The 23056-nt window shown below is 42.7% G+C and carries 20 protein-coding genes; 16 read left to right on the top strand and 4 right to left on the bottom strand.

Going from position 1 to position 23056, the window contains the following annotated elements; translation table 11 throughout:
- The first annotated feature begins 26 nt into the window (after nucleotides 1-26).
- Together PGQ38_RS06525 and PGQ38_RS06530 are read left to right on the top strand one after the other, a co-directional pair.
- Complete coding sequence (locus PGQ38_RS06525; RefSeq protein WP_204452868.1) at nucleotides 27-1730, top strand: AAA family ATPase; 1704 nt, start codon at nucleotides 27-29, stop codon at nucleotides 1728-1730.
- 123 nt (nucleotides 1731-1853) lie between these two features.
- Complete coding sequence (locus PGQ38_RS06530) at nucleotides 1854-2792, top strand: glycosyltransferase family 2 protein (RefSeq protein ID WP_204452801.1); 939 nt, start codon at nucleotides 1854-1856, stop codon at nucleotides 2790-2792.
- An 84-nt stretch (nucleotides 2793-2876) separates the two neighbouring features.
- On the opposite strand, the gene PGQ38_RS06535 is transcribed toward PGQ38_RS06530, so the two are convergent.
- Nucleotides 2877-3233: a hypothetical protein gene (locus tag PGQ38_RS06535; protein ID WP_195699620.1), complete on the bottom strand. Its 357-nt coding sequence runs from the start codon at nucleotides 3231-3233 to the stop codon at nucleotides 2877-2879.
- A gap of 133 nt (nucleotides 3234-3366) precedes the next feature.
- Here PGQ38_RS06535 and PGQ38_RS06540 point away from each other — a divergent pair, with 133 nt between their 5' ends.
- The 14 genes from PGQ38_RS06540 to PGQ38_RS06605 all read left to right on the top strand — a co-directional run bounded on the left by PGQ38_RS06540 (nucleotide 3367) and on the right by PGQ38_RS06605 (nucleotide 18478).
- Complete coding sequence (locus PGQ38_RS06540) at nucleotides 3367-5718, top strand: transglutaminase domain-containing protein (RefSeq protein ID WP_270431088.1); 2352 nt, start codon at nucleotides 3367-3369, stop codon at nucleotides 5716-5718.
- Between the two features lie 148 nt (nucleotides 5719-5866).
- The gene (locus PGQ38_RS06545) at nucleotides 5867-6835 is read left to right on the top strand and encodes a beta-ketoacyl-ACP synthase III (protein ID WP_195392189.1); all 969 of its coding nucleotides are present in this window, start codon (nucleotides 5867-5869) and stop codon (nucleotides 6833-6835) included.
- A 279-nt stretch (nucleotides 6836-7114) separates the two neighbouring features.
- On the top strand, nucleotides 7115-7339 hold the full coding sequence (gene acpP / locus PGQ38_RS06550) for an acyl carrier protein (RefSeq protein ID WP_118578781.1): 225 nt from the start codon (nucleotides 7115-7117) through the stop codon (nucleotides 7337-7339).
- A 145-nt stretch (nucleotides 7340-7484) separates the two neighbouring features.
- Entirely contained in the window at nucleotides 7485-8423 is a 939-nt protein-coding gene (fabK, locus tag PGQ38_RS06555) for an enoyl-[acyl-carrier-protein] reductase FabK (protein WP_118578783.1), read from the top strand.
- Complete coding sequence (gene fabD, locus PGQ38_RS06560; protein WP_204452814.1) at nucleotides 8416-9342, top strand: ACP S-malonyltransferase; 927 nt, start codon at nucleotides 8416-8418, stop codon at nucleotides 9340-9342. The genes fabK and fabD overlap by 8 nt, the downstream gene beginning before the upstream one ends.
- Before the next feature lie 148 nt (nucleotides 9343-9490).
- Nucleotides 9491-10231, top strand: a complete 741-nt coding sequence (gene fabG, locus PGQ38_RS06565) for a 3-oxoacyl-[acyl-carrier-protein] reductase (protein ID WP_204452816.1) — start codon at nucleotides 9491-9493, stop codon at nucleotides 10229-10231.
- Entirely contained in the window at nucleotides 10228-11466 is a 1239-nt protein-coding gene (gene fabF, locus PGQ38_RS06570) for a beta-ketoacyl-ACP synthase II (protein ID WP_173770914.1), read from the top strand. Before fabG ends, fabF begins: the two co-directional genes overlap by 4 nt.
- Before the next feature lie 106 nt (nucleotides 11467-11572).
- Nucleotides 11573-12109 (top strand): acetyl-CoA carboxylase biotin carboxyl carrier protein, encoded by a 537-nt coding sequence (accB, locus tag PGQ38_RS06575; RefSeq protein ID WP_118578789.1) that lies wholly within the window; start codon nucleotides 11573-11575, stop codon nucleotides 12107-12109.
- Nucleotides 12110-12230: 121 nt separating this feature from the next.
- Nucleotides 12231-12659 (top strand): 3-hydroxyacyl-ACP dehydratase FabZ, encoded by a 429-nt coding sequence (gene fabZ / locus PGQ38_RS06580; RefSeq protein ID WP_118578791.1) that lies wholly within the window; start codon nucleotides 12231-12233, stop codon nucleotides 12657-12659.
- 36 nt (nucleotides 12660-12695) lie between these two features.
- Nucleotides 12696-14060: an acetyl-CoA carboxylase biotin carboxylase subunit gene (locus PGQ38_RS06585; RefSeq protein ID WP_204452818.1), complete on the top strand. Its 1365-nt coding sequence runs from the start codon at nucleotides 12696-12698 to the stop codon at nucleotides 14058-14060.
- The gene (locus PGQ38_RS06590) at nucleotides 14050-15810 is read left to right on the top strand and encodes an acetyl-CoA carboxylase carboxyltransferase subunit alpha (protein WP_187566121.1); all 1761 of its coding nucleotides are present in this window, start codon (nucleotides 14050-14052) and stop codon (nucleotides 15808-15810) included. The genes PGQ38_RS06585 and PGQ38_RS06590 overlap by 11 nt, the downstream gene beginning before the upstream one ends.
- Before the next feature lie 99 nt (nucleotides 15811-15909).
- Nucleotides 15910-16347, top strand: a complete 438-nt coding sequence (locus PGQ38_RS06595) for a MarR family winged helix-turn-helix transcriptional regulator (protein WP_330382748.1) — start codon at nucleotides 15910-15912, stop codon at nucleotides 16345-16347.
- A 348-nt stretch (nucleotides 16348-16695) separates the two neighbouring features.
- Entirely contained in the window at nucleotides 16696-17733 is a 1038-nt protein-coding gene (locus tag PGQ38_RS06600; protein ID WP_148462176.1) for an ABC transporter substrate-binding protein, read from the top strand.
- On the top strand, nucleotides 17708-18478 hold the full coding sequence (locus PGQ38_RS06605) for an ABC transporter permease (RefSeq protein ID WP_148462177.1): 771 nt from the start codon (nucleotides 17708-17710) through the stop codon (nucleotides 18476-18478). Before PGQ38_RS06600 ends, PGQ38_RS06605 begins: the two co-directional genes overlap by 26 nt.
- A 97-nt stretch (nucleotides 18479-18575) precedes the next feature.
- Here PGQ38_RS06605 and PGQ38_RS06610 read toward each other — a convergent pair whose 3' ends face one another.
- The 3 genes from PGQ38_RS06610 to PGQ38_RS06620 all read right to left on the bottom strand — a co-directional run bounded on the left by PGQ38_RS06610 (nucleotide 18576) and on the right by PGQ38_RS06620 (nucleotide 22794).
- Nucleotides 18576-19214, bottom strand: a complete 639-nt coding sequence (locus PGQ38_RS06610) for an endonuclease III domain-containing protein (protein ID WP_173715838.1) — start codon at nucleotides 19212-19214, stop codon at nucleotides 18576-18578.
- 283 nt (nucleotides 19215-19497) lie between these two features.
- Nucleotides 19498-21756, bottom strand: a complete 2259-nt coding sequence (locus PGQ38_RS06615) for a glycogen/starch/alpha-glucan phosphorylase (protein WP_187566124.1) — start codon at nucleotides 21754-21756, stop codon at nucleotides 19498-19500.
- A gap of 141 nt (nucleotides 21757-21897) precedes the next feature.
- On the bottom strand, nucleotides 21898-22794 hold the full coding sequence (locus PGQ38_RS06620) for an AraC family transcriptional regulator (RefSeq protein WP_226836606.1): 897 nt from the start codon (nucleotides 22792-22794) through the stop codon (nucleotides 21898-21900).
- Nucleotides 22795-23056 lie beyond the last annotated feature (262 nt).

Below are 23056 nucleotides of genomic sequence, written 5' to 3' on the forward strand. Positions count from 1 at the left end.
TATCAGAACAGCAAAGTAGCAGTAAAATGAAAATAAAAAACACCTCCCACCAGACAATTTCCCTCGGCAATACCGCCTTCGCATCCATTCGGGAAGCCAATAGCTTCTACATTGACAAAACAGATTTTATCCGCCAATGGTGGGAAAGCCAGGATGTTGCTACGTTGATAACGCGGCCAAGGCGATTCGGAAAATCTTTAAATTTAAATATGCTTGAATGCTTTTTCTCAGAAAAATACAGGGGAGAAGGAGAACTGTTTCGGGGATTATCAATCTGGAATCATGAGAAATATAGAGAAATTCAGGGAACATACCCTGTGATTTTTTTCAGTTTCGCAGACATAAAAGGGCAGACTTTTACCTCCGCCCGGGAGGCAATCTGTCAGGTAATTCAGGATTTATATGCCGAATTTGGATTTTTAAAGGAAAGTGAACGCTTAAGTCAGGAAGAAAAAGATTATTTTTCTCTGGTTGCGCCAACGATGTCCGATGCAGTTGCTGCAATGTCACTGAAGCGTCTTTCTATGTGCTTACACAGTTATTACGGAAAAAAGGTTCTGATTTTTCTTGATGAGTACGATACGCCGTTGCAGGAAGCTTACATGTATGGATTTTGGGACGAATTGACAGGTTTTATGCGTGGATTATTTAATTCCACATTTAAGACAAATCCTTATCTGGAACGAGCTCTGTTGACAGGAATAACGCGGGTTAGTAAAGAGTCTATTTTTTCTGATCTAAACAATTTAACAGTTATAACTACTACTTCGGAGCAATATGCTGATTGCTTTGGATTTACAGAAACAGAAGTATTTGACGCCCTGGAAAAGTATGGAATGTCAGATCGGCAAGTCGAAGTTCAGACATGGTATGACGGATTTTCCTTTGGAAACAAAAAGGATATTTATAATCCATGGTCAATCACATGTTTTTTGAAAGAGAAGAAGCTAAGACCCTACTGGGCAAATACCAGTTCCAATCAGCTTGTGGGAAAACTGGTAAGAGAAGGCTCTGCTCAGATAAAAATGGTCATGGAAGATCTTTTGGCAGGGAAAAGCTTTCAGACGGAAATTGACGAGGAAATTATTTTTGAGCAGCTGCAGCGGAAGAAGGGGGCAATCTGGAGTCTGTTTCTTGCTGGCGGTTATTTGAAAGTTGTAAAGAGTGAGTTTGATATATCCAGTGGTAGATACAGCTATGAATTGGCTTTGACAAATCAGGAAGTCAAAATGCTTTTTGAAGATATGGTGGAGGGATGGTTTTCTGATGAAACAGTCCCATATAATGATTTTCTGAAAGCTTTTCTGGCAAAAGATCTGGATTATATGAATGAATATATGAACCGTGTAGCAGAAGCGACATTCAGTACCTTTGATACTGGCAGAAACCCGTCTGATGATACCAATCCTGAAAGATTTTATCATGGATTTGTACTTGGGCTGATTGTTGAACTTGCAGGAAAGTATCGGGTTACCTCTAATCGGGAAAGTGGATTTGGCCGATATGATGTTATGCTGGAACCCCTGGAGAAAACGAAAGATGCCTTTGTCCTGGAATTTAAAGTATTTAATCCACGTAAAGAAAAGACATTGGAAGATACTGTGGCAAACGCATTACAGCAGATAAACGAAAAAGATTATGACTGTGAGCTTTTAAGCCGGGGAATTCAGAAAGAGAATATTTTCCATTATGGATTTGCTTTTGAGGGGAAAAAAGTATTGATCGGATAGTTTGGGGAACAATCCCCTTGCCCGCCGATTGTCTATGTAGTAAAATAAAGCTACAAGACAATCGACGGATTTTTTACGTAAAGAAAACTTACTTAAGAATCGCCGGAAAGGAAAGCATTTAAAATGGATAAAATAGCAGTACTAATCCCCTGTTACAACGAGAGCAAAACCATAGAAAAGGTTGTAACAGATTTCAAGAAAGCATTGCCGGAAGCGGTAATATATGTATACGATAATAATTCCACTGACCATACAGATGAAATTGCCCGCAGAGCAGGTGCTGTAGTCAGATACGAATATCAGCAGGGCAAAGGAAACGTTATTCGCAGAATGTTTCGTGAAATTGAGGCACAGTGTTATATCATGGCAGACGGAGATGATACTTATCCCGCAGAATTTGCCCCTTCAATGGTTGAGAAGGTATTGAATAAAAAGGTTGATATGGTAGTGGGAGATCGTCTGTCATCTACTTATTTTACAGAGAATAAGCGGCCATTCCATAATTTTGGAAACAGTCTGGTGCGTAAATGCATTAACATTATGTTTAAAACCCAGATAAACGACATCATGACAGGCTACAGAGCATTCAGCTACCAGTTTGTAAAGTCCTTCCCTGTATTATCCAAGGGGTTTGAGATTGAGACTGAAATGAGCATTCACGCAGTTGATAAGAACATGTATATCGAAAATGAAGTGATCGAGTACAGAGACCGTCCCGAAGGCAGTGAATCCAAACTGAATACATATTCAGATGGCTTCCGGGTACTGAAAACCATAGCCAAATTATACCGTAATTATAAGCCAATGGCATTCTTTGGACTGGTGGCAGCAGTGCTTTTGATCCTTGGAATTGGATTCTTTATCCCGGTATTTGTAACCTTCCTTGAAACCGGACGCGTGGGAAAAATTCCTACTCTGATTGTATGTGGTTTTGCTGTTTTGGGAGCAATTCAGTCATTGTTTTCCGGACTGGTCCTGCAGACAATGGTCCAGAAGAACCGGCAGGATTTTGAAATGGAACTGCAGAGAATACAGGAGCAGTATAATAATTTAGAAAAATAAAATGAAAAAAGTGGAAGCGCGAAAATGAGCTTCCACTTTTTACGTTATATGATTATTGTTGTAGTCTGTATAATAAGAAGAATTTCAATCACCATCATGGTTTCCCATATTTTGCAGCTGTTTTTGTGATCTACTGACACCATCTAAGTTGAGAACAGGGAGCAAGAGGAGGAAAATAACGTTCTTGAATGCCCTGTATATGATTGTAAACATCTTTAACTCAGGAACTGTACAGGTAAACGTCTCTGTAAGAACGGGGGAATCCGAGGACAAGGTTATGGTACCTGTAGGTTTATGAGTTGTCATCATAACGTACTCAATGGGCTGATGAAGGTTAAAACGAAACTGGGCTTTATACATAAGAAGACATACACCACTGATAGAGAGAAGAATGATAAAAAGCGAGAGGATATGTCCTGGTATTTTCTTTTCTTTATTCATATATAGAATCTCCTGTGTAAAAAATATTTGTGAAATATGCTCTGCTATTCACACAAAAATAAAATTTCATGTTAAAATATTATAACGAATCGGAAATAAATATGCAATGATTTATAAGAAAAGAGAGGGATAAATGAAGAAACGGAAGCGCTTACTGGTTATACTTTCAACATTTGTCATGGCTGCTCAGCCCCTGTGCGTTGCCGCAGAAATGCAGGATGCAGAAGGCTTTGGGGCAGTAGAAGAAATATGGGCTGACGAGGAGAACGAGGAGGAATTTTCAGCTGCTCCTGAAGTGGGGAATGAGGATTTAAATGGCTTTCAGGCTGAAATTTCCACAGAGGAAAATGACAGGATTGAGGCAGAAGAATCTGGTGAGATCATCTCCGGTGCTATTGCAGGAGATTCCGTTGACAGCGGCATCAGCCTTTTTTCTCTGGACTATTATACGGACAGCTATGGTGCTCAGTTGGATGGAAATGCAAAGGCCTTGTACGATCTTCTGGTGCAGAATTATGTGGTGGATTACAGCCAGTATCTGGACAGCGTTGATTTTCCTTTTGAATTTCCTGATACCATTACATTTGAAGCAGTTGTTGAGGATGGCAGTTTTCAGAGAAAAGGAGAAAGCTATGTACAGGCTACCGATGATGTGAAAACAGCAATTCAGGCAGCTTCAGATGCTTTTTCCTATGATTATCCACAAGCTTTCTGGTTCAGGGGCAGCAACTATGGATACTGGGTCAGCTGTGTTCGGGATGGGTCCTCTTCTACCGGATACAGGGGAACCTTTAAGAATTTCACCTTTAAACCGGCAAACAGGGAAATCAGTGAGAATGCCCATACTCGAATGGGGGATTTTATGAATGGTGTTCAGAGTGCTGTTGCAGAGCTGAATGAGCAGACTTTTGGCATGGATATGGAGCAGAAAATAAAGCGGATTCATGATTATATCTGTCAGAGAGTTACTTACAGGAACGATAATACTTTGTGGGTGCATTCTGCCGCCTCGTTGTTTCTGGATGCAGATCCTGCATTTGTCTGCGAGGGCTATGCGAAATCCATGAAAATTTTCTGCTATTATATGGGAATAAATTGTGCCTGTGTCAGCGGAACAGCCAGGGGAACTTCTTCAGGAACTCCTGGAGCGCACATGTGGAATTATGTACAGATGGATGATGGAAACTGGTATCTGGTGGATGCCACATGGGATGATGTGGGAACCCCTCCATCTTCACGGTATTTGCTGGTAGGAAGGGCTACAAAGGGGCAATATATTACCATTGGTGAGGAACGTGTGGAGTATACTAGTTTTTCTACTACCTCAGCAGAAACGGCTGGCCCTGTGTTTATTTTGCCGGTTCTGGCAGAAGGGAGTTATGCGGATAATAAGGGGAAAAATGAGCCCGCAGTTACATCTGCGCCTACAGTGACACCAACTGCGGCGGTAAGTGCGGGACCGACCCCGACTGCAAGTGCGGAACCGACCCCGACCGTAAGCGTGAAACCAGCGCCAACCGTAAGTGTGGCTCCGACTCCGACTGCAAGTGCGGAACCGACCCCGACCGTAAGCGTGAAACCGGCGCCAACCGTAAGTGTGGCTCCGACTCCGACTGCAAGTGCGGAACCGACCCCGACCGTAAGCGTGAAACCGGCGCCAACCGTAAGTGTGGCTCCGACTCCGACTGCAAGTGCGGAACCGACCCCGACCGTAAGCGTGAAACCGGCGCCAACCGTAAGTGTGGCTCCGACTCCGACTGCAAGTGCGGAACCGACCCCGACCGTAAGCGTGAAACCGGCGCCAACCGTAAGTGTGGCTCCGACTCCGACTGCAAGTGCGGAACCGACCGTAAGCGTGAAACCGGCGCCAACCGTAAGTGTGGCTCCGACCCCGACTGCAAGTGCGGAACCGGCACCGACTGTAAGCGTGAAACCGGCGCCAACAGCAAGTGTGAAAACGACACCCACCGCGAGTGTAGCCCCGATACCAACTGTAAGCGTGGCTCCAATACCGACTGCGACACCTGCACCAACTACCACCATACTTACCTTACGGGTAAAACAAACCTACAAGTCAGGTGGTAAAATAAAGTCAGTCCGCACAACCAATAAGAAGATTGCCAAAGTGGATAAGAGGGGCAAAATCACTGGGAAAAAAGCCGGAAAAGCAACGGTAACCATCACTTATACCAACGGAAGCCGCAGGATTTTCCAGGTAAAAGTGCAGAAAGGCATTGTAAAAACAACGTCTGTTTCCGTGAATAAACGGAATATAATCCTTGCCAGAAAAGGAAAAAGCTTTCAGCTGAAAGTTACTCTCACACCAGTCACCAGCCAGCAAAAAGTAACTTATAAAAGTTCCAATTCCAAAGTAGCAGCAGTAAATTCAAAAGGAAAAATAGTTGCGAAAAAGAAAGGAACAGCTACAATTACAGTGAAGTCAGGAAACAAAAAAATTACCTGTAAAGTCAAAGTAAAGAAATAACCCCTAAATACTGTCAGAACCGAAACAAAATAAAGTTTGGTTTTGACAGTATTTTTTTATTGACAAAGCCCAAAAATATGATATACTTTGATAATCAAACTATTTTAAAATAAAAACAAGAAACTACACAACATACCTGGAGGGTATTATGGTTGGAAAAATAAAGGGAACCGGTTCCTACAGGCCGGTTCAGGTGTGGGACAATGACAAACTGTCCCACATGATGGATACAAGTGATGAGTGGATTCGTGGGCGAACCGGAATCGGTCAGAGACACATTGCAAGCCGTGGAGAGACCGTTGCTTATATGGCAGCTCGTGCGGCTGAGGAAGCTCTTTCAGATGCAGGAATGCGACCGGAAGAGATTGACTTGCTCCTGGTGTCTACCATGTCATCTGAAAGAATCATGCCGTGTGCTGCATGCGAAGTGCAGAAGTTGATCGGTGCAGTGAACGCGGCCTGTTTTGATCTGAACGGTGCATGTACAGGATTTCTGTTGGCGTTGAATACAGCCCAGGCCTATCTGGGACAGCAGATTTATCGCAGGGCATTGGTAATTGGTTCTGAAACTCTTTCCCATCTTACAAATTGGAAGGACAGAAGTACCTGCGTATTGTTTGGCGATGGTGCCGGTGCGGTGGTGCTGGAAGCAGAAGAAAATGCAGTCTATACCCAGGCTGTTCATTCTATTGGAAGCAGAGGCGAAGCCCTTACCTGTGTCAGCCGCAATCAGCAGCAATTTATAGAAGAAGACGCAGATATTTCGTCAACTTACATGCAGATGGATGGAAAAGAAGTATTCAAATTTGCAGTTTCCAAAGTTCCGGAAGTGATTATGGAGGTTTTGGAAAAAGCAGGAAAAACAAAAGAAGAAATCCGCTTTTACATGCTTCATCAGGCGAATAAAAGGATCGTTGCTTCTGTGTCAAAACACATGAACGAACCTTTGGAAAAGTATCCGATGAACATAGAAAATTTAGGAAATACATCCTCCGCAAGCATTCCGCTTCTCCTGGATGAGTGGAATAAAAAAGGCAGATTAAATTCAGGAGACTGGATTATCCTTTCAGGATTTGGCGGTGGACTTACCTATGGAGCCAGCCTGCTTCAGTGGTAAAAATGTGTATCAGGGCTTTGAAAAATAAAACTATAGCAGATAAAAAAGCTGCTTTGCTCTGGAAATAAGGTAATTCAGGCTGATAAATACAGGTTGTTAGAGAGCGTTTTGAAAATCATTTCCGCAATCTGCGCGCCTATTTTGCAGTATATTTTGCAGAATGTCTTTTTCAACACACTCGGGTCATATAAAGTGAACAGCAACCAAGTAAAGCTTTGAATCATAAAAAGTTGAAAATGGATTTGAAAATCTAAAAAACAAAATAAGGAGAACAAAAAAATGTTAGAAAAAATCAAAGAAATCGCAGCAGATTCATTAGGAGCAGACGTAAGTACAATGACAGCAGAAACATCTTTCAAAGAAGATCTCGGAGCAGATTCCCTTGATCTTTTTGAGATGGTAATGGCACTGGAGGAAGAGTTTGAGGTAGAGATTCCTACTGAAGATCTTGAGAATATTAAGACCATCGGTGATGTGGAAAGCTATCTTCAGAGTCGCCAGTAATTTGAAAATTTTGTATTCAGACTTTGGCAGTATACAGAAATAATCAGCCGGAATGTCAGGAAATATAAGTTATTTAAAGGATGATTCCGGCATGTATTTGCCATAGGCGGGCATGGTATAACGGAATTACAGAATGGAGAATTTCATGAAAACAGAAGTTACAGAATTACTTGGAATTGAATACCCGATCATTCAGGGCGGCATGGCCTGGGTGGCAGAATATCATCTGGCAGCAGCTGTTTCAGCAGCTGGCGGACTGGGGCTGATTGGAGCCGCAAGCGCTCCTGCAGACTGGGTTCGTCAGCAGGTACGGGAGGTAAAAAAACTGACCGATAAACCTTTTGGTGTGAATATTATGCTGATGAGTCCATACGCAGATGAGATTGCACAGGTAATTGTGGAAGAAAAAGTTCCAGTGGTTACAACCGGTGCAGGAAACCCTGAGAAATACATGAAAATGTGGAAGGAAGCAGGAGTAAAGATCATTCCGGTTATTGCTTCTGTGGCTCACGCAAAGAGAATGGAGCGATGCGGAGCGGATGCCGTAGTGGCAGAAGGATGTGAATCCGGCGGCCATATCGGTGAGACAACCACAATGGTTCTGGTGCCTCAGGTCGTAGATGCAGTGAACATTCCGGTTATTGCAGCTGGTGGAATCGCAGACGGAAGAGGGATTGCAGCAGCCTTCATGCTTGGTGCAAAAGCCGTTCAGATGGGAACTCATTTTGTGGCAACCACAGAGTGCTGGGCACATCAGAATTACAAAGATATGATACTGAAAGCAAAGGACATTGATACAAAGGTAACCGGTCGTTCCACCGGTCATCCGGTACGTGCTCTCCGCAATCAGATGACAAAAGAATACTTGAAAAAAGAGGCAGAAGGAGTTCCGTTTGAGGAACTGGAGCAGATGACGCTTGGCAGCCTGCGCCGTGCTGTTGTAGACGGAGATGTGAAAATGGGAAGCGTTATGGCTGGTCAGAGTGCAGGACTTGTGAAGGAGCAGATGAGCTGTCAGGAACTGATCAGAAAGCTGGTAAAAGAGACGGATGCGTTGTTGAAAGGAACTGGAATTTATGAGTAAGATCGCATTTCTTTTCCCTGGACAGGGAGCACAGAAGGCTGGAATGGGACAGGATTTTTATGAAAAGTATCCTTCTGCCAGACAGATTTTTGACCAGGCAAGTCAATGGCTTTCTCTGGATATGAAAGCTCTTTGCTTTGAAAAAAATGACAGATTAAACCTTACAGAATATACGCAGGCAGCACTGGTAACCACCTGTCTTGCAATGGAAAAAGTGGTGGAGGAGTGTGGGCTTCATCCGGATATAACTGCCGGATTAAGCCTTGGAGAGTACTGTGCCATTGCTGTTTCAGGTGGAATGAGTGTGAAAGATGCCATAGTAACTGTGCGAAAAAGAGGAATCCTTATGGAACATGCAGTGCCGGCAGGAGAAGGCTCTATGGCAGCTGTTATAGGTCTTGATGCAGATAAGATCCAGACCGCAATTGCAGGAACAAAGGCTGAAATTGCCAATTATAATTGCCCTGGACAGATTGTTATCACAGGACCAAAACCCGCTGTAGAAGAAGCTTCTGTGAAGCTGAAAGAAGCCGGTGCAAGGCGTGTACTTTCCCTTGCAGTAAGTGGTCCTTTTCATTCCTCTTTGCTTCAAAATGCAGGAAAAGAACTGGAAAAAGAACTGTCAAAAGTAGAGTTTTCCGGTCTGAAGATTCCTTATGTGACCAATGTGACCGCCCAGTGTGTGACAGACATCAGCGAGACAAAAGATCTTCTTGCAAGGCAGATTTCTTCCTCTGTTCTTTGGCAGCAGAGTGTGGAAAAGATGATTCAGGAGGGTGTGGATACTTTCGTAGAGATTGGTCCCGGAAAGACTTTGGCTGGTTTTATGAAGAAAATAGCGCCGGAAATGAAGACCTATAATATTCAGAATGTGGAAGATCTTGAACAGATTTCAGATCTTATACACAGTAGAAAATAAGATCAAAAACAGTTAATTAAAACAATACAGGTATTATCAGAAGCAGCCGATACGGAGAAATTCAGAAGTGGTTAACAAGGGGAAAGTTAATGCTTGTCGTGCTGGAAAAATATGATATTCACCTGACTTTACAGGAGTAAAACAAGGAATGAATGCAGAAAAAAAGATTGCAGTTGTAACAGGTGCTTCCCGTGGAATTGGAAGAGCGATTGCTCTTGAGCTTGCTGCTAAGGGAGCATTTGTAGTTATAAATTATAATGGTTCAAAAGAAAAAGCAGAGGCAGTGAAAGCAGAGATTATTGCTGCCGGAGGTTCGGCTGAAACCAGTCAGTGCAACGTATCTGACTTTGATGCCTGCGGCGCTTTTATTAAAGAAACAGTAAAAAAATATGGACAGATAGATATCTTGGTGAATAACGCAGGAATTACAAAAGACGGGCTTCTGATGGCAATGAGTGAGGATGATTTCTGCAGGGTTATAGATACAAATCTTAAAGGAACTTTTAACTGCATTCGTCATGTGGCCAGACAGATGTTGAAGCAGAAAAGCGGACGCATTGTAAATATGGCATCCATTGTTGGCATCGGCGGAAACCCCGGACAGGCTAATTATGCAGCCTCAAAAGCAGGTGTGATCGGTCTCACAAAGACTGCAGCAAAGGAACTTGCATCAAGAGGAATTACCGTAAATGCCGTTGCTCCTGGCTTTATCAGAACGGACATGACAGATGTACTTTCTGATAAGGTAAAAGAAGAAACCTTGAAGAATATTCCTATGGGAACTTATGGTGAACCGGAGGATGTAGCCAAGGCAGTAGCATTCCTGGCATCACCGGAAGCCAGATATATTACAGGGCAGGTTTTGTGCGTAGACGGAGGAATGTTATGAGTAAAAGACGTGTAGTGGTGACTGGACTTGGAGCAGTAACACCTGTGGGAAATAATGTGCAGGCCTTCTGGGAAAGTGTAAAAACAGGTAAGGTAGGAATTGGAGAAATTACCAGATTTGATACTGCAGATTTTAAGGTGAAGCTTGCGGCAGAAGTAAAAGATTTTAATGCAAAAGATTATATGGATTTCAAATCTGCCAAACGAATGGAACTGTTTTCCCAATATGCAGTGGCTGCAGCAAAGGAGGCTATGGCAGATGCAGGAATTGAAATGGGAAAAGAAGATCCTTTCCGTGTCGGAGTGATCGTGGGATCCGGAATTGGAAGCCTTCAGGCAATGGAATCTGCAGATCAGAGACTGATCCAGCGCGGACCATCCAAGGTTGACCCTCTTCTTGTTCCCAAAATGATCAGCAATATGGCCGCTGGAAACGTATCCATTGCTCTTGGTGCAAGGGGAAAATGCACCAACGTAGTGACTGCCTGTGCGTCTGGAACACATTGTATCGGAGATGCATTTCGTGCAATCCAGTATGGTGATGCAGAGGTTATGATCGCAGGGGGAACGGAAGGTGCGATCAGCCCGGTTGGTGTGGCTGGATTCACGAATCTGACTGCCCTTAGCACCAGTCAGGATCCATATCGTGCGTCCATTCCATTCGATAAAGAAAGAGGCGGTTTCGTAATTGGAGAAGGAGCCGGAGTTGTTGTTCTGGAGGAACTTGAGCATGCAAAAGCACGTGGTGCGAAGATCTATGCTGAGGTAGTGGGATATGGCGCAACTGCCGATGCCTACCACATTACGTCTCCGATTGAAGACGGCAGCGGAGCGGCACGTGCTATGATGGATGCCATGAAAGAAGCTGGTATACAGCCAGAAGAAATCGACTACATTAATGCGCACGGAACAGGTACACACCACAACGATCTTTTTGAAACAAGAGCCATTAAAGCAGCCCTTGGAGATGCGGCTAAGAAGGTAAAAATTAATTCTACCAAATCTATGATCGGACATCTTTTAGGAGCCGCCGGAGGTGTGGAAGCTGTTGTCTGTGTGAAGTCCATTGAGGAAGGTTTTATTCATCAGACTGTAGGCACAAAGGAGACAGAAGAAGAGTTGGATCTCGATTATTGTATCGGCGGACCAACACGGCAGGAAGTAAATTATGCTATGAGTAATTCTCTTGGATTTGGTGGACATAACGCAGTACTTTTAATGAAAAAATACAGGTAAAAGTGAGTAATATCAGTTTGCGAAGCCTGTAACTTTGAAGGTACTGAACAGCTACATTTAAAGTATGAATTGCTGCAGAAATTGCTGTAAATAAGGAGAAAAAATCATGGAATTTGAACAGATATTAAAGTTGGTTGACCATGTATCAGCTTCTCATCTGGAGTCTTTCTGCTATGAAAGTGATGGAGTGAAACTGACTTTAAATAATAAAATTGCACCTGTGATCATACCTGGAACCATGCAAAATAACATATTATCTGGTGCTGAAACAGGAGAAAAAGGTTTCGTATATGGAGAAAAGTATAGCATTTCAGAACAGGCTCCAGATAGAAAAATGGCGGATAAAGAACTTTCTGCAAGTGAGAAAAAACAGGCTTCAGATACAATGATTTCCAACGGAGAACCAACAGGAAATACTGTGAAATCTCCTCTGGTAGGAACATTCTATGCAGCTCCATCTGAGGATGCTCCTGCCTTTGTAAAAGTGGGAGATATAGTAAAAAAAGGACAGATTCTTGCTATTGTAGAAGCTATGAAACTGATGAACGATATTGAAAGCGATTTTGATGGAGAAGTTGCAGAAATTCTGGTTGAAAACGGTCAGCCTGTAGAGTATGGACAGCCGTTATTTGTAATCCGTTGATATAGAAAGAAGCTAAATTTTATAATATCCATGTTAAAAGGTCAGAATCCCTTTTGACACGCAGACCATTTTATCAAAAATAGGATAAATACATTTGTTTTTCAATGAAATAGGAGCAGATATGAATCACTTAAATATAAAACAAATTGAGGAAATCCTTCCTCATCGTCACCCGTTCCTTTTGGTTGACTACATCGAAGATTATGAACCGGGAGAATTTGCTGTTGGCTATAAATGTGTCACATTCCGGGAGGATTTTTTTAAAGGACATTTTCCCCAGGAGCCGGTAATGCCAGGCGTTCTGATCGTGGAGGCACTGGCACAGACAGGTGCGGTCGCGATTCTTTCCAAGCCTGAAAACAAAGGCAGGATTGCTTACTTTGGCGGCATTGATAAGTGCCGGTTTAAAGGGAAAGTTCAGCCTGGAGATAAGTTAAAACTGGAAATGAAAGTCATGAAACAGAAAGGGCCTATGGGTGTTGGAGAGGCTGTGGCAACTGTGGATGGAAAGGTTGTAGTGAAAGCGGAACTTACTTTTATGGTGGGCTAGATAGATGTATATAACGATACTCGGAAGGGTGAAATTATGATCAGAAAGTTATTAATTGCCAATCGCGGAGAAATTGCCGTAAGGATCATCCGCGCCTGTCGGGAAATGGGAATAGAAGCAGTTGCAGTGTATTCTGAGGCAGACAAAGAAAGCCTGCATACGCAGCTTGCAGACGAAGCCATCTGTATTGGACCGGGACCTTCTGTTAAAAGTTATCTGAATATGGAAAGTATTATCAGTGCCGCCATAGTATCCGGTGCAGATGCAATACATCCTGGATTTGGCTTCTTATCTGAAAATGCCAGATTTGCCCAGATTTGTGAGCAGTGCGGCATCACTTTTGTGGGACCTCCATCACAGGTAATCCAGAATCTGGGAAACAAACAGATTGCCAGAAATACCATGGAAGCAGCAGGAGTTCCAGTAATCCCCGGCACTACAAAAGCTATTCTGGATGTGGAAACAGGAGCAAGAGAGGCCAGTCAGATTGGCTATCCGGTCATCATAAAAGCAGCTCTTGGAGGCGGTGGAAAAGGTATGAGAACTGCCTTCTCTCCGGAGGACTTTGAACTGGCATTTCTTACAGCTCAGAAGGAATCTCAGATCGCATTTGGAGATGGAACCATGTATATCGAGCACTTTGTGGAACATCCCAGACATATTGAATTTCAGATCCTTGCAGACAGTCATGGAAATGTAGTGCATCTTGGAGAAAGGGACTGTTCGATTCAGCGAAATCATCAGAAAATGATTGAAGAATCTCCTTCTATGGCAGTGTCAGAAGAGCTGCGAAAAGAGATGGGAATTGCAGCAGTAAAAGCGGCGAAAGCAGCACATTATGTAAATGCCGGAACCATTGAATTTCTCCTTGAAAAGACAGGAAAATTTTATTTTATGGAGATGAATACCCGTATTCAGGTTGAGCATCCTGTGACAGAATGGGTTACCGGTCTGGATCTGGTAAAGGAGCAGTTAAGGATTGCTTCCGGGGAAACTCTGCCTTTTTCCCAGGAAGATATTCATATTCAGGGACATGCTATAGAATGTCGTATTAATGCCGAAAATCCATGGAAAAATTTTCGCCCGTCACCTGGAACAATCACGGATCTTCATCTTCCCGGAGGCCAGGGAATCCGGGTAGATACAGGAATTTACAATGGTTATCAGATTCCACCGTATTATGATTCCATGCTTGCAAAGCTGATCGTACACGGCAATAACCGTGAGGAAGCAATTGCAAAAATGAAAAGCGCTCTGGGAGAAATGATCATTCAGGGTGTTGATACAAATGTAGACTATCAGTTTGAAATTATGAACGATCCGGACTATCAGAAAGGTGTATTTGATATCGGCTTTCTGGAGAGTCATCAGATCGGAGGAGTGAAGGTAAATGAAGCTTAGATATGCCTTTAAACGTACAATTGCAAACAAATCTGCAGGTGCAGATAAAGAACTGAAACCAGAAGTGCCGGATGGTATGCTGAAGAAATGCAATGCCTGCAAGGCCGCTGTATTTGTAGATGAGGTGAAAAAGAATGCCTATATCTGTCCGCATTGCGGCAATTATTTCCGTGTTCATGCAAGGAGAAGAATCGAAATGCTGGCAGATGAAGGAACCTTTGAAGAGTGGGATAAGGTAATGCCAATAAGTAATCCTTTGTCCTATAAAGGGTACGAAGAGAAGGTAAAAAAGCTTCAGGAAAAGACAAACCTGGACGAAGCAATTGTCACAGGAAAGGCAAAAATAGGCGGAATATCTGTAGTGCTTGGAGTGTGTGACAGCCGTTTTCTCATGGCTAGTATGGGAGAAAATGTGGGAGAAAAAATTGCCAGAGCAGTAGAAAGGGCAACACAGGAACGTCTGCCTGTAGTGCTTTTTGCCTGCTCAGGAGGTGCCAGAATGCAGGAAGGAATTGTATCCCTGATGCAGATGGCAAAGACTTCCGCAGCTTTAAAAAGACACAGCGATTCCGGGCTTCTTTATATCAGTGTCCTTACGAATCCAACTACCGGTGGTGTGACAGCAAGCTTTGCCATGTTGGGAGATATTATCCTAGCAGAACCAGGTGCATTAATTGGTTTTGCAGGTCCCAGAGTGATAGAACAAACGATCCGGCAGAAGCTTCCTAAAGGATTTCAGAGTTCAGAATTTCTGTTGGAACATGGATTTATTGATCAGATTGCAGAACGAAAGAACATGAAAGAAACACTGGCCAGACTCTTGAAAATGCATTGTAAAAATGATTGTGCGGAAAGTCTGGAAGGACAGGAAAATGCAGAGAAGATTTCAGAAAAAAAATCTGATTCAGCTGACGGCATGTCTGTAAACAACAAATTAAATGTGGATTTTACGACGAAAATCACAGCAAAAAAATCTGCCTGGGAGCATGTTTCTCTTGCACGAAGCAAAGAACGCCCAACAGGAAAAGATTATCTTCCCTGGCTGTTTGATTACTTTATAGAGCTTCATGGAGATAGACTTTTTGGCGATGATCCGGCTCTGATTGGCGGTATTGCATACCTTGCAGGAAAGCCTGTAACTGTGATCGCCCAGGAAAAAGGAAATGGTACAAAAGAGAATATTGCCCATAATTTTGGCATGGTTTCTCCGGAAGGCTACCGAAAATCCCTGCGTCTTATGAAGCAGGCAGAAAAATTCCACAGACCAGTGATCTGCCTTGTGGATACACCCGGGGCGTTTTGTGGACTGGAGGCGGAAGAACGGGGCCAGGGAGAGGCAATTGCCCGAAATCTGTATGAGCTCTCCAGCCTTAAAGTTCCGGTGCTTTCTATTGTAATTGGAGAAGGCGGCAGCGGTGGGGCCCTTGCTCTTGCCGCAGGTGATCAGGTCTGGATGATGGAGAATTCCATTTATTCAATTCTTTCCCCAGAAGGCTTTGCATCTATTTTGTGGAAAGACAGCACACGGGCAAAGGAAGCCGCAGAAGTAATGAAGCTGACAGCCGTAGATCTGAAGGACCTTGGAATTATTGAGCAGGTAATCCCTGAGAATCAGCCTCTTACCAGAGAAAATATGGCAGATACCATGGAAGAGTTGAAAAACAGAATAGAAGAATTCCTGGAAACTTATCAGTTGCTTGATCCGGAAAAATTACTGAATAAGCGCTATAAGCGTTTTCGAAATTTGTAAAATTGTAGAAAAACATATCAAATTGTGATATACTTACCGTAAATATTTGCTTGAATGTTTTATAGAAAATAATGTTGTCACATTATAGGAGAGAAAAGAGTGGAGAACAGGGAAGTTATTAATGATGTACTGGTACATCTGTTTAACGAGATTATGGAGCTGGAAGAGCAGGCAATCATTACGGAAGAATATAAGGATATCACGAATAATGATATGCATATTATTGAAGCTGTAGGCCTTGGTGGGAACAAAATGTCCGACATTGCGGCCAAACTGAATATCACCGTAGGTTCCCTGACTACTTCCATGAACAGCCTTGTAAAAAAGGGATACGCCACAAGGGAGCGAAGTGAGCAGGATCGCCGTGTGGTATTTATCCATCTCACCCTGAAAGGAAGAAAGGCATATCATCACCATGCGGAATTTCACCGCAAAATGACAGATGCAGTGCTTGATGTACTGGACGAGAAGGAAGCGCTTGTCCTTGCCAAGGCCCTGGACAGTCTGACCCTTTTCTTCAGGCAGTATAAAGCATGATATGGGTAGAACCGGATTATTTTGACTGTGACGAAACTGAATTTCTCTTTTTCCTGAATTCCATGTTTTGATCTGGATAATGATTATGACGCATATAGTTTGACTATAAATCCAAGAGACAAATATCTGACTGCTGTAGCAGTATAGTTTCTATTACGGTTACTGTTCACTCCGTTCACAGTAACACGCTTCGCGATGCACAGAAATCATGCTTTGCATGATTTCGCGCCGCAACTCTCGGGTTTTCTGTGAACTTTGTTCACAAAAAACACCTCGCGGAATGTTACCAGTGAACAGTAACCTATTACGAACTGATGGGATCAGGTAAAGATCCGGAAAGGACATTCTATGAAGAGAAGAGCATTATCATGGTTTATGGCAGCTGCACTTGGTGTTGGAACAATGGCTGGAGGTATTGGAAGCGCAAATATTGTATTGGCAGAAGAACAGAAGGAAGAAACGGAAGCGGCAGATGAGACATCAGAAGAGCCGGCTGATGAGACGGATTCAGACAGTTCTGTAATGAAAATTGGGGCACTGAAGGGTCCTACTGCAATGGGAATGGCACAGCTTCTGGACGATGAGAATTACGAGTTTTCCCTTGCTGCATCTCCAGATGAAATTGTCCCAATGATCGTTCAGGGACAGGTAGATGTAGCAGCTGTTCCATCCAATTTAGCCTCCGTTTTATATCAGAAAACAGATAAAAACGTCAGCGTTCTGGCAGTAAATACTCTTGGTGTTCTTTATCTGGTGGAGAATGGTGATTCCATCCAGTCTGTAGATGATTTAAAGGGAAAAACGATCTATGCCAGTGGTAAAGGTGCGACTCCGGAGTATGCGTTAAACTCTGTTCTGAAGTCTAATGGACTGGATCCGGAGAAGGATGTGACCATTGAGTACAAGTCTGAGCATGCAGAGGTTGTAGCAGCGCTTGCAGAAGACCAGACAGCAGTTGGACTTCTTCCACAGCCTTTTGTAACCACTGCACTTATGAAGAATGAGAACCTTCGTGTGGCCCTTGACCTGAATGAGCTTTGGGAGTCTTCTGCAACAGATGGAAGCAGGCTGGTAACAGGTGTTGTAATTGCCAGAAATGATTATCTGAAAGAGCATGAAGCAGATATTGATGCGTTTATGGATGCATATAAGGACTCTGTAGAATTTGTAAATTCTGATACAGAAGCAGCTGCCCAGATCATTGGAAACCATGATATTATTCCGGCAGAAGTTGCAGCAAAAGCCATTCCGGAATGCAGTATTGTATTCATGGAGGGCGACGAAATGCAGACCATTCTTTCCGGCTATCTGAACACACTAAATGAGCAGAATCCGGAAACAATCGGAGGTCAGTTACCAGATGAGGACTTCTATTATAAACGCTGATAAGGCAAAAAAATATCGGATATTTTATAAAATTGTGGCAGCTGCTGTATGGATTATGGTATGGCAGCTGACCAGTATGTGGCTGAAACAGGAGATCCTTCTGGCATCTCCTGTTTCTGTTATAAAGAGACTTACCGAATTGATTGTAATGGGAGATTTCTGGAAATCTGTGGTGTTCAGTTTCGTAAGGATTATACTGGGATTTTCTCTGGCTTTGATCCTGGGAACGGTTCTGGCGGCGCTTTCTTCTGCTTTTTTTGCTGTGGAAGTGCTGATGGAGCCATTGATCATGGTGATAAAAGCTACGCCAGTTGCTTCTTTTATCATTCTGTGCCTGATTTGGATCCCATCCAGAAACTTATCCGTTTTTATTTCGTTTCTCATGGTTTTTCCAGTGGTATATACAAATATTCTGGAAGGAATCAGGCAGACGGACAAACAGCTTCTGGAGATGGCAGATTCCTTTGGAGCGGGAGTGGGAAAAAAATTACAATTTATCTATCTTTCCCAGGTTATGCCATATGCAGTTACTGCCTGTAAACTGGGACTTGGTCTCTGTTGGAAAGCGGGAATTGCGGCTGAAGTAATCGGCATTCCAGCTGGTTCCATCGGTGAAAAATTATACAAAGCCAAGGTGTATCTGGAGACACCAGACCTGTTTGCATGGACAATTGTCATTATTGCAGTGAGTGTGGGATTTGAGAAGATTTTTATGTTTGCGTTGAGAAGAAGTGTGGGAGAATAACCGTAAAAGGAAGCATTTTCGAGAAAATATCCGGGCGAAAATGCTTCCTTTTTATAGGGAGCTTTAAAACCTGCATATCCTGCAGAAAGCCTTTGCTTTAGTCTACTCCGTTTTTTGCGCAGATATCAGCGAGACAGCATCTGTCGCAATAAGGCCTGGTTCTGGCAGTACAGACTTCCCGTCCGTGGTTTACCAGGCGGTGACAGAAGTCATTTCCCTCTTCCGGCGGAATGATTTTCCACAGTGCCATTTCAACTTTCTTAGGATCCTTGATTCCATCCACAAGGCCAATCCGGTTGGTGAGACGAATGCAGTGTGTATCAGTGACAATAGCTGGTTTACCGAATACATCGCCCATGATCAGATTGGCACTTTTGCGTCCTACACCAGGGAGGGCGAGAAGAGCGTCAAAGTCACATGGAACATTGTCATGGTATTTTTCATGCAGGATTTTCATGCATGCGCTGATGTCTCTGGCTTTACTTTTTCCCAGTCCGCAAGGCTTTACAATCGCTTCAATTTCTTCAGGAGCAGCAGCTGCAAGTGCGGCTACATCCGGATATCTGGCATACAGATCCTGCACTACAACATTGACTCTGGCATCGGTACACTGTGCTGCCAGCCGTACGCTTACCAACAGTTTCCAGGCTTCGTCGTAATCAAGAGTGCAATCTGCCAGGGGGTATTCTTTCTTTAATCGATCTATCACTTCAAGAGCGAGTTCTTCCTTTGTCATTTTGTAAAATCCTTTCATGAATGATGTATTCATTGTAATTGGAAATCCTCGATTTTGCAAGTTTATGCTGCTTTATTTTGTAAGAACTTAGGAAAAAAGGTTACTGTGAACTTTGTTCACAAAAAACGCCTCGCGGAACGTTACCAGTGAACAGTAATGGGAAAAAGATCACTGTTGACTCTGCAGACAGTAACAGAAAAAAGTAATACTTCAGAGTGAAAATGTGAATATTGTTATAAAAAAATCCCGCGGCAGTTATATATACTGCCGCGGGATGCACTTTTTAGTTTAAATGCCAGATATCTTTATTATACTGTGCAATGGTTCTGTCAGAAGAGAAGAATCCTGCCTCACCGATATTTGCAAGCATTTTCTTTGCCCAGCTGTTACGGTCTTCATAATCTGCAAATACCTGATCTTTAACTTTAATATAATCTTTGAGATCCAGCAAAGTCATAAACCAGTCTTTATTCAAAAGCTCGTTATAGAAGTTTCTCAGATGTTCCTCTTTACCAAGCTTCAGCATCGGCTCGCTGACAATAAAATCTACATACTTTTTAATATCAGCATCTCCCTCATAAATTGCTCTGGAATTGTAATCCATCTTCTCATAATGCTTGATAATTTCATCACTGGACTCACCAAAGATATAAATATTATCCTTGCCAACCAGATCGCTGATCTCAACATTTGCTCCGTCCATAGTACCAAGAGTAATAGCACCATTCAGCATAAACTTCATGTTTCCGGTACCGCTTGCCTCCTTGGAAGCCAGGGAAATCTGCTCGGAAATATCGCAGGCAGGGATCAGTTTTTCAGCAGCACTTACATTGTAGTTTTCCACCATAACAAGCTTCATATAAGGTGCTACGTCCGGATCATTCTGAATCAGGGTTTCCAGAGTCAGAAGCAGATGAATGATATCTTTTGCAATGTAATAAGCAGGAGCTGCTTTTGCACCAAAGATGAAAGTAATCGGTCTTTCCGGTTTCTTTCCGTCTTTGATTTCCAGATACTTATAAATAATATAAAGAGCATTTAACTGCTGACGTTTATACTCATGAAGTCTCTTGATCTGGATATCAAAAACACTGTTTTCATCAATCTCGATGCCAGTATTTTCCAGAACAAAATCCTTGCAGATCTTCTTTGCATTTGTCTTGATCTCAAGCAGCTGATCCAGAACCTTCTGGTCATCTTTGTAAGCCAGAAGCTTCTTCAGTTCATCGGCATTTTTCTTATAACCCTCTCCAATAAGTGAAGAAATAAACTTGTTCAGTGGCTGGTTGCAATACATTAACCAGCGGCGGAAAGTAATACCATTGGTCTTATTATTGAATTTTTCAGGATAAATTTCATAAAACTGATGCAGCTCGGAGTTCTTCAGAATCTCTGTATGAAGGGCTGCAACACCATTGATTGAGAAGCCATAATGAATGTCCATATGTGCCATATGAACCAGATTATTGCTGTCAATAATAGCAAGATTTTCAGCCGGATATTTGGCTTTTACTTTTTCATCCAGCTTGCGGATGATCGGAACCAGCTGTGGAACAATGTCTTCCAGATAATGGATTGGCCATTTTTCAAGTGCCTCAGCCAGAATTGTATGATTGGTATATGCACATACATGGGAAACGATTTCAGCAGCTTCATCAAAGTCAATTCCACGCTCACCAAGAAGGCGGATGAACTCAGGAATGATCATACTTGGGTGAGTGTCGTTGATCTGAACGACAGCATAATCAGCCAGATCATGAAGGTTGCTTCCCTTGGAAACTGCCTCATCCAGAATCAGCTGAGCGGCATTGCTGACCATGAAATACTGCTGGTAAACACGAAGCTTACGTCCATCTTCATCACTGTCATCCGGATACAGGAACAGTGTCAGATTGTGGAGAATATCCTTTTTGTTAAAGGTAATTCCATCATGAACCATGGACTCATCTGCCAGATCAATGTCAAAAAGATTAAGGTGGATCGCTTTGTTTTCATAGCCTGCAACATCAATACTATACATGGTAGATTTCAGGGAAAAACCTCTGAAAGGAACCATATAAGTTACATTTGTAGCAGTCAGCCAGGAATCAGGAGTGATCCATGGATTCGGTACTTCATGCTGAAGATTGTCTTCAAAAACCTGTTTGAAAAGTCCAAGATGGTAATTCAGACCAATACCTTCTCCAGGAAGTCCAAGTGTTGCAATAGAATCCAGGAAACATGCAGCCAGACGTCCAAGACCACCATTTCCAAGAGATGGTTCCGGCTCAACAGATTCAATTTCTGCAAGAGATTTGCCATTTTTTTTCAGAAATTCTGCAACCTCATCGTAGATTCCAAGATTGATCAGATTGTTGGAAAGAAGCTTACCAATGAGAAATTCGGCAGAAATATAGTAAATTTTTTTCTTGCCATCGTGATAGCCTTTTGCAGCTAACTGCTCTTTTGTATAGGTGAGAAGTGCTTCGTATACTTCCTGGTCGGTACATGCTGCGCAGTCTTTGTGGAACATGTTCTGGATCATAGTTTCTAAAGCTTTCATAATTATTTTCTCCTTTCGAGAGCGTGTGAATGATGCTCGTCTGAAATCCACCGGTATGCCTGATGCCGTGGACATCACCTTTGTTCGATGGTGTTATATTAGCATATGCATCTCTTAGAAAAATACAACAAAACTGTTCTGTTATGACATTTTTTTGCGGAATTTGTGAGGGGACAGCTGATTGGCTTCCTGAAATTTTTTTATAAAATAACTGGTATTGTTAAAACCTACATCTAGAGCAATGTCCGTCACAGATGCATCTGTATGCAAAAGCAGGGACTTTGCCTTTTCAAGTCTGTAGTCATTCAGGTAGGCTGCTGCTGTTTTTCCGGTATACTGTTTGAACAGCTTCATAAAATAGAATTCACTGTAATTGGAAAGACCGGACAGTTCCTTTACAGACAGAGGCTCACGGTAATGGGCACTGATATAGTCCAGGACCTTTTTTACAGATAAAAGATTCCTGTTCTGTTCGGCATCTGTAGTAATGATGTAATTTCCTGCCAGCATTTCATAAAAAAGCCCATAGAAAAGTCCTTTCAGCTTCATATAATAGAAGGGCGGTTTTTCCTTGTGGCATTTATGGATCTCGCAGAAAAGATGGAAAATATTATTATAATTTTCATTGGCAGGAGTGATCAGATGGGTGAATTCTGCCCGGTTCTCCATAAGCAGGGAGATTACTTTTTCCTGACAGAGATCCCCTGCAGGACCCGCCAGAAAGCTAAGGTCAAACACCACGCTTCTGTAATATAAAATATGTCTGGAATCTGACTTGATTCCATGCAGAACACCGCTGTTGACAATGAGAAGATCTCCCTCTTTCAGACGCAGTGTTTCCCGGTTAAGCCTTGCAAGCCCGTTTCCCTTGTCAATACAGATGATCTCCATTTCTTTATGCCAGTGGTTGTATAAGGAGCGGAAAATCTCACAATTATCTGTATAAGTTTCTACTGGCAGCTCAAAAGAACCATGGGTTTCAAGCTCCTTCATGGTTTCGTCTACGTTTGGTGAAATATCAGGTATTTTATCTGCCATGGCATCCTCCCTGAAAATGAGTATTATCCACAAGCTTCACGAAGCATGCAGAATTGTGTTATCTATGAACTTTGTTCACAAAAACGCCTCGCGGAACGTTACCAGTGAACCGTAACGAAATGTAAACAATAGCGAAATTTGTTTGCTTATAATTAATATATGTTATCATTGTCTTGTATTATACGTTATGCGTCAAACCTTCGCAAGTCTGTAGAAATTTTCGAAAATCTGACGCTTTTATTGGAAAAGAAAACCAGGTGGT

Origin of the sequence: Blautia faecis, assembly GCF_027662325.1 — a bacterium.
Taxonomy (GTDB): Bacteria; Bacillota; Clostridia; order Lachnospirales; family Lachnospiraceae; genus Blautia_A; species Blautia_A faecis.

Excerpts from the sequence above, each read along its gene's own strand:
- PGQ38_RS06525 (WP_204452868.1), top strand. The coding sequence starts at position 27 with ATGAAAATAAAAAACACCTCCCACCAGACAATTTCCCTCGGCAATACC.
- PGQ38_RS06530 (WP_204452801.1), top strand. The coding sequence starts at position 1,854 with ATGGATAAAATAGCAGTACTAATCCCCTGTTACAACGAGAGCAAAACC.
- PGQ38_RS06535 (WP_195699620.1), bottom strand. The coding sequence starts at position 3,233 with ATGAATAAAGAAAAGAAAATACCAGGACATATCCTCTCGCTTTTTATC.
- PGQ38_RS06540 (WP_270431088.1), top strand. The coding sequence starts at position 3,367 with ATGAAGAAACGGAAGCGCTTACTGGTTATACTTTCAACATTTGTCATG.
- PGQ38_RS06545 (WP_195392189.1), top strand. The coding sequence starts at position 5,867 with ATGGTTGGAAAAATAAAGGGAACCGGTTCCTACAGGCCGGTTCAGGTG.
- acpP (WP_118578781.1), top strand. The coding sequence starts at position 7,115 with ATGTTAGAAAAAATCAAAGAAATCGCAGCAGATTCATTAGGAGCAGAC.
- fabK (WP_118578783.1), top strand. The coding sequence starts at position 7,485 with ATGAAAACAGAAGTTACAGAATTACTTGGAATTGAATACCCGATCATT.
- fabD (WP_204452814.1), top strand. The coding sequence starts at position 8,416 with ATGAGTAAGATCGCATTTCTTTTCCCTGGACAGGGAGCACAGAAGGCT.
- fabG (WP_204452816.1), top strand. The coding sequence starts at position 9,491 with ATGAATGCAGAAAAAAAGATTGCAGTTGTAACAGGTGCTTCCCGTGGA.
- fabF (WP_173770914.1), top strand. The coding sequence starts at position 10,228 with ATGAGTAAAAGACGTGTAGTGGTGACTGGACTTGGAGCAGTAACACCT.
- accB (WP_118578789.1), top strand. The coding sequence starts at position 11,573 with ATGGAATTTGAACAGATATTAAAGTTGGTTGACCATGTATCAGCTTCT.
- fabZ (WP_118578791.1), top strand. The coding sequence starts at position 12,231 with ATGAATCACTTAAATATAAAACAAATTGAGGAAATCCTTCCTCATCGT.
- PGQ38_RS06585 (WP_204452818.1), top strand. The coding sequence starts at position 12,696 with ATGATCAGAAAGTTATTAATTGCCAATCGCGGAGAAATTGCCGTAAGG.
- PGQ38_RS06590 (WP_187566121.1), top strand. The coding sequence starts at position 14,050 with ATGAAGCTTAGATATGCCTTTAAACGTACAATTGCAAACAAATCTGCA.
- PGQ38_RS06600 (WP_148462176.1), top strand. The coding sequence starts at position 16,696 with ATGAAGAGAAGAGCATTATCATGGTTTATGGCAGCTGCACTTGGTGTT.
- PGQ38_RS06605 (WP_148462177.1), top strand. The coding sequence starts at position 17,708 with ATGAGGACTTCTATTATAAACGCTGATAAGGCAAAAAAATATCGGATA.
- PGQ38_RS06610 (WP_173715838.1), bottom strand. The coding sequence starts at position 19,214 with ATGACAAAGGAAGAACTCGCTCTTGAAGTGATAGATCGATTAAAGAAA.
- PGQ38_RS06615 (WP_187566124.1), bottom strand. The coding sequence starts at position 21,756 with ATGAAAGCTTTAGAAACTATGATCCAGAACATGTTCCACAAAGACTGC.
- PGQ38_RS06620 (WP_226836606.1), bottom strand. The coding sequence starts at position 22,794 with ATGGCAGATAAAATACCTGATATTTCACCAAACGTAGACGAAACCATG.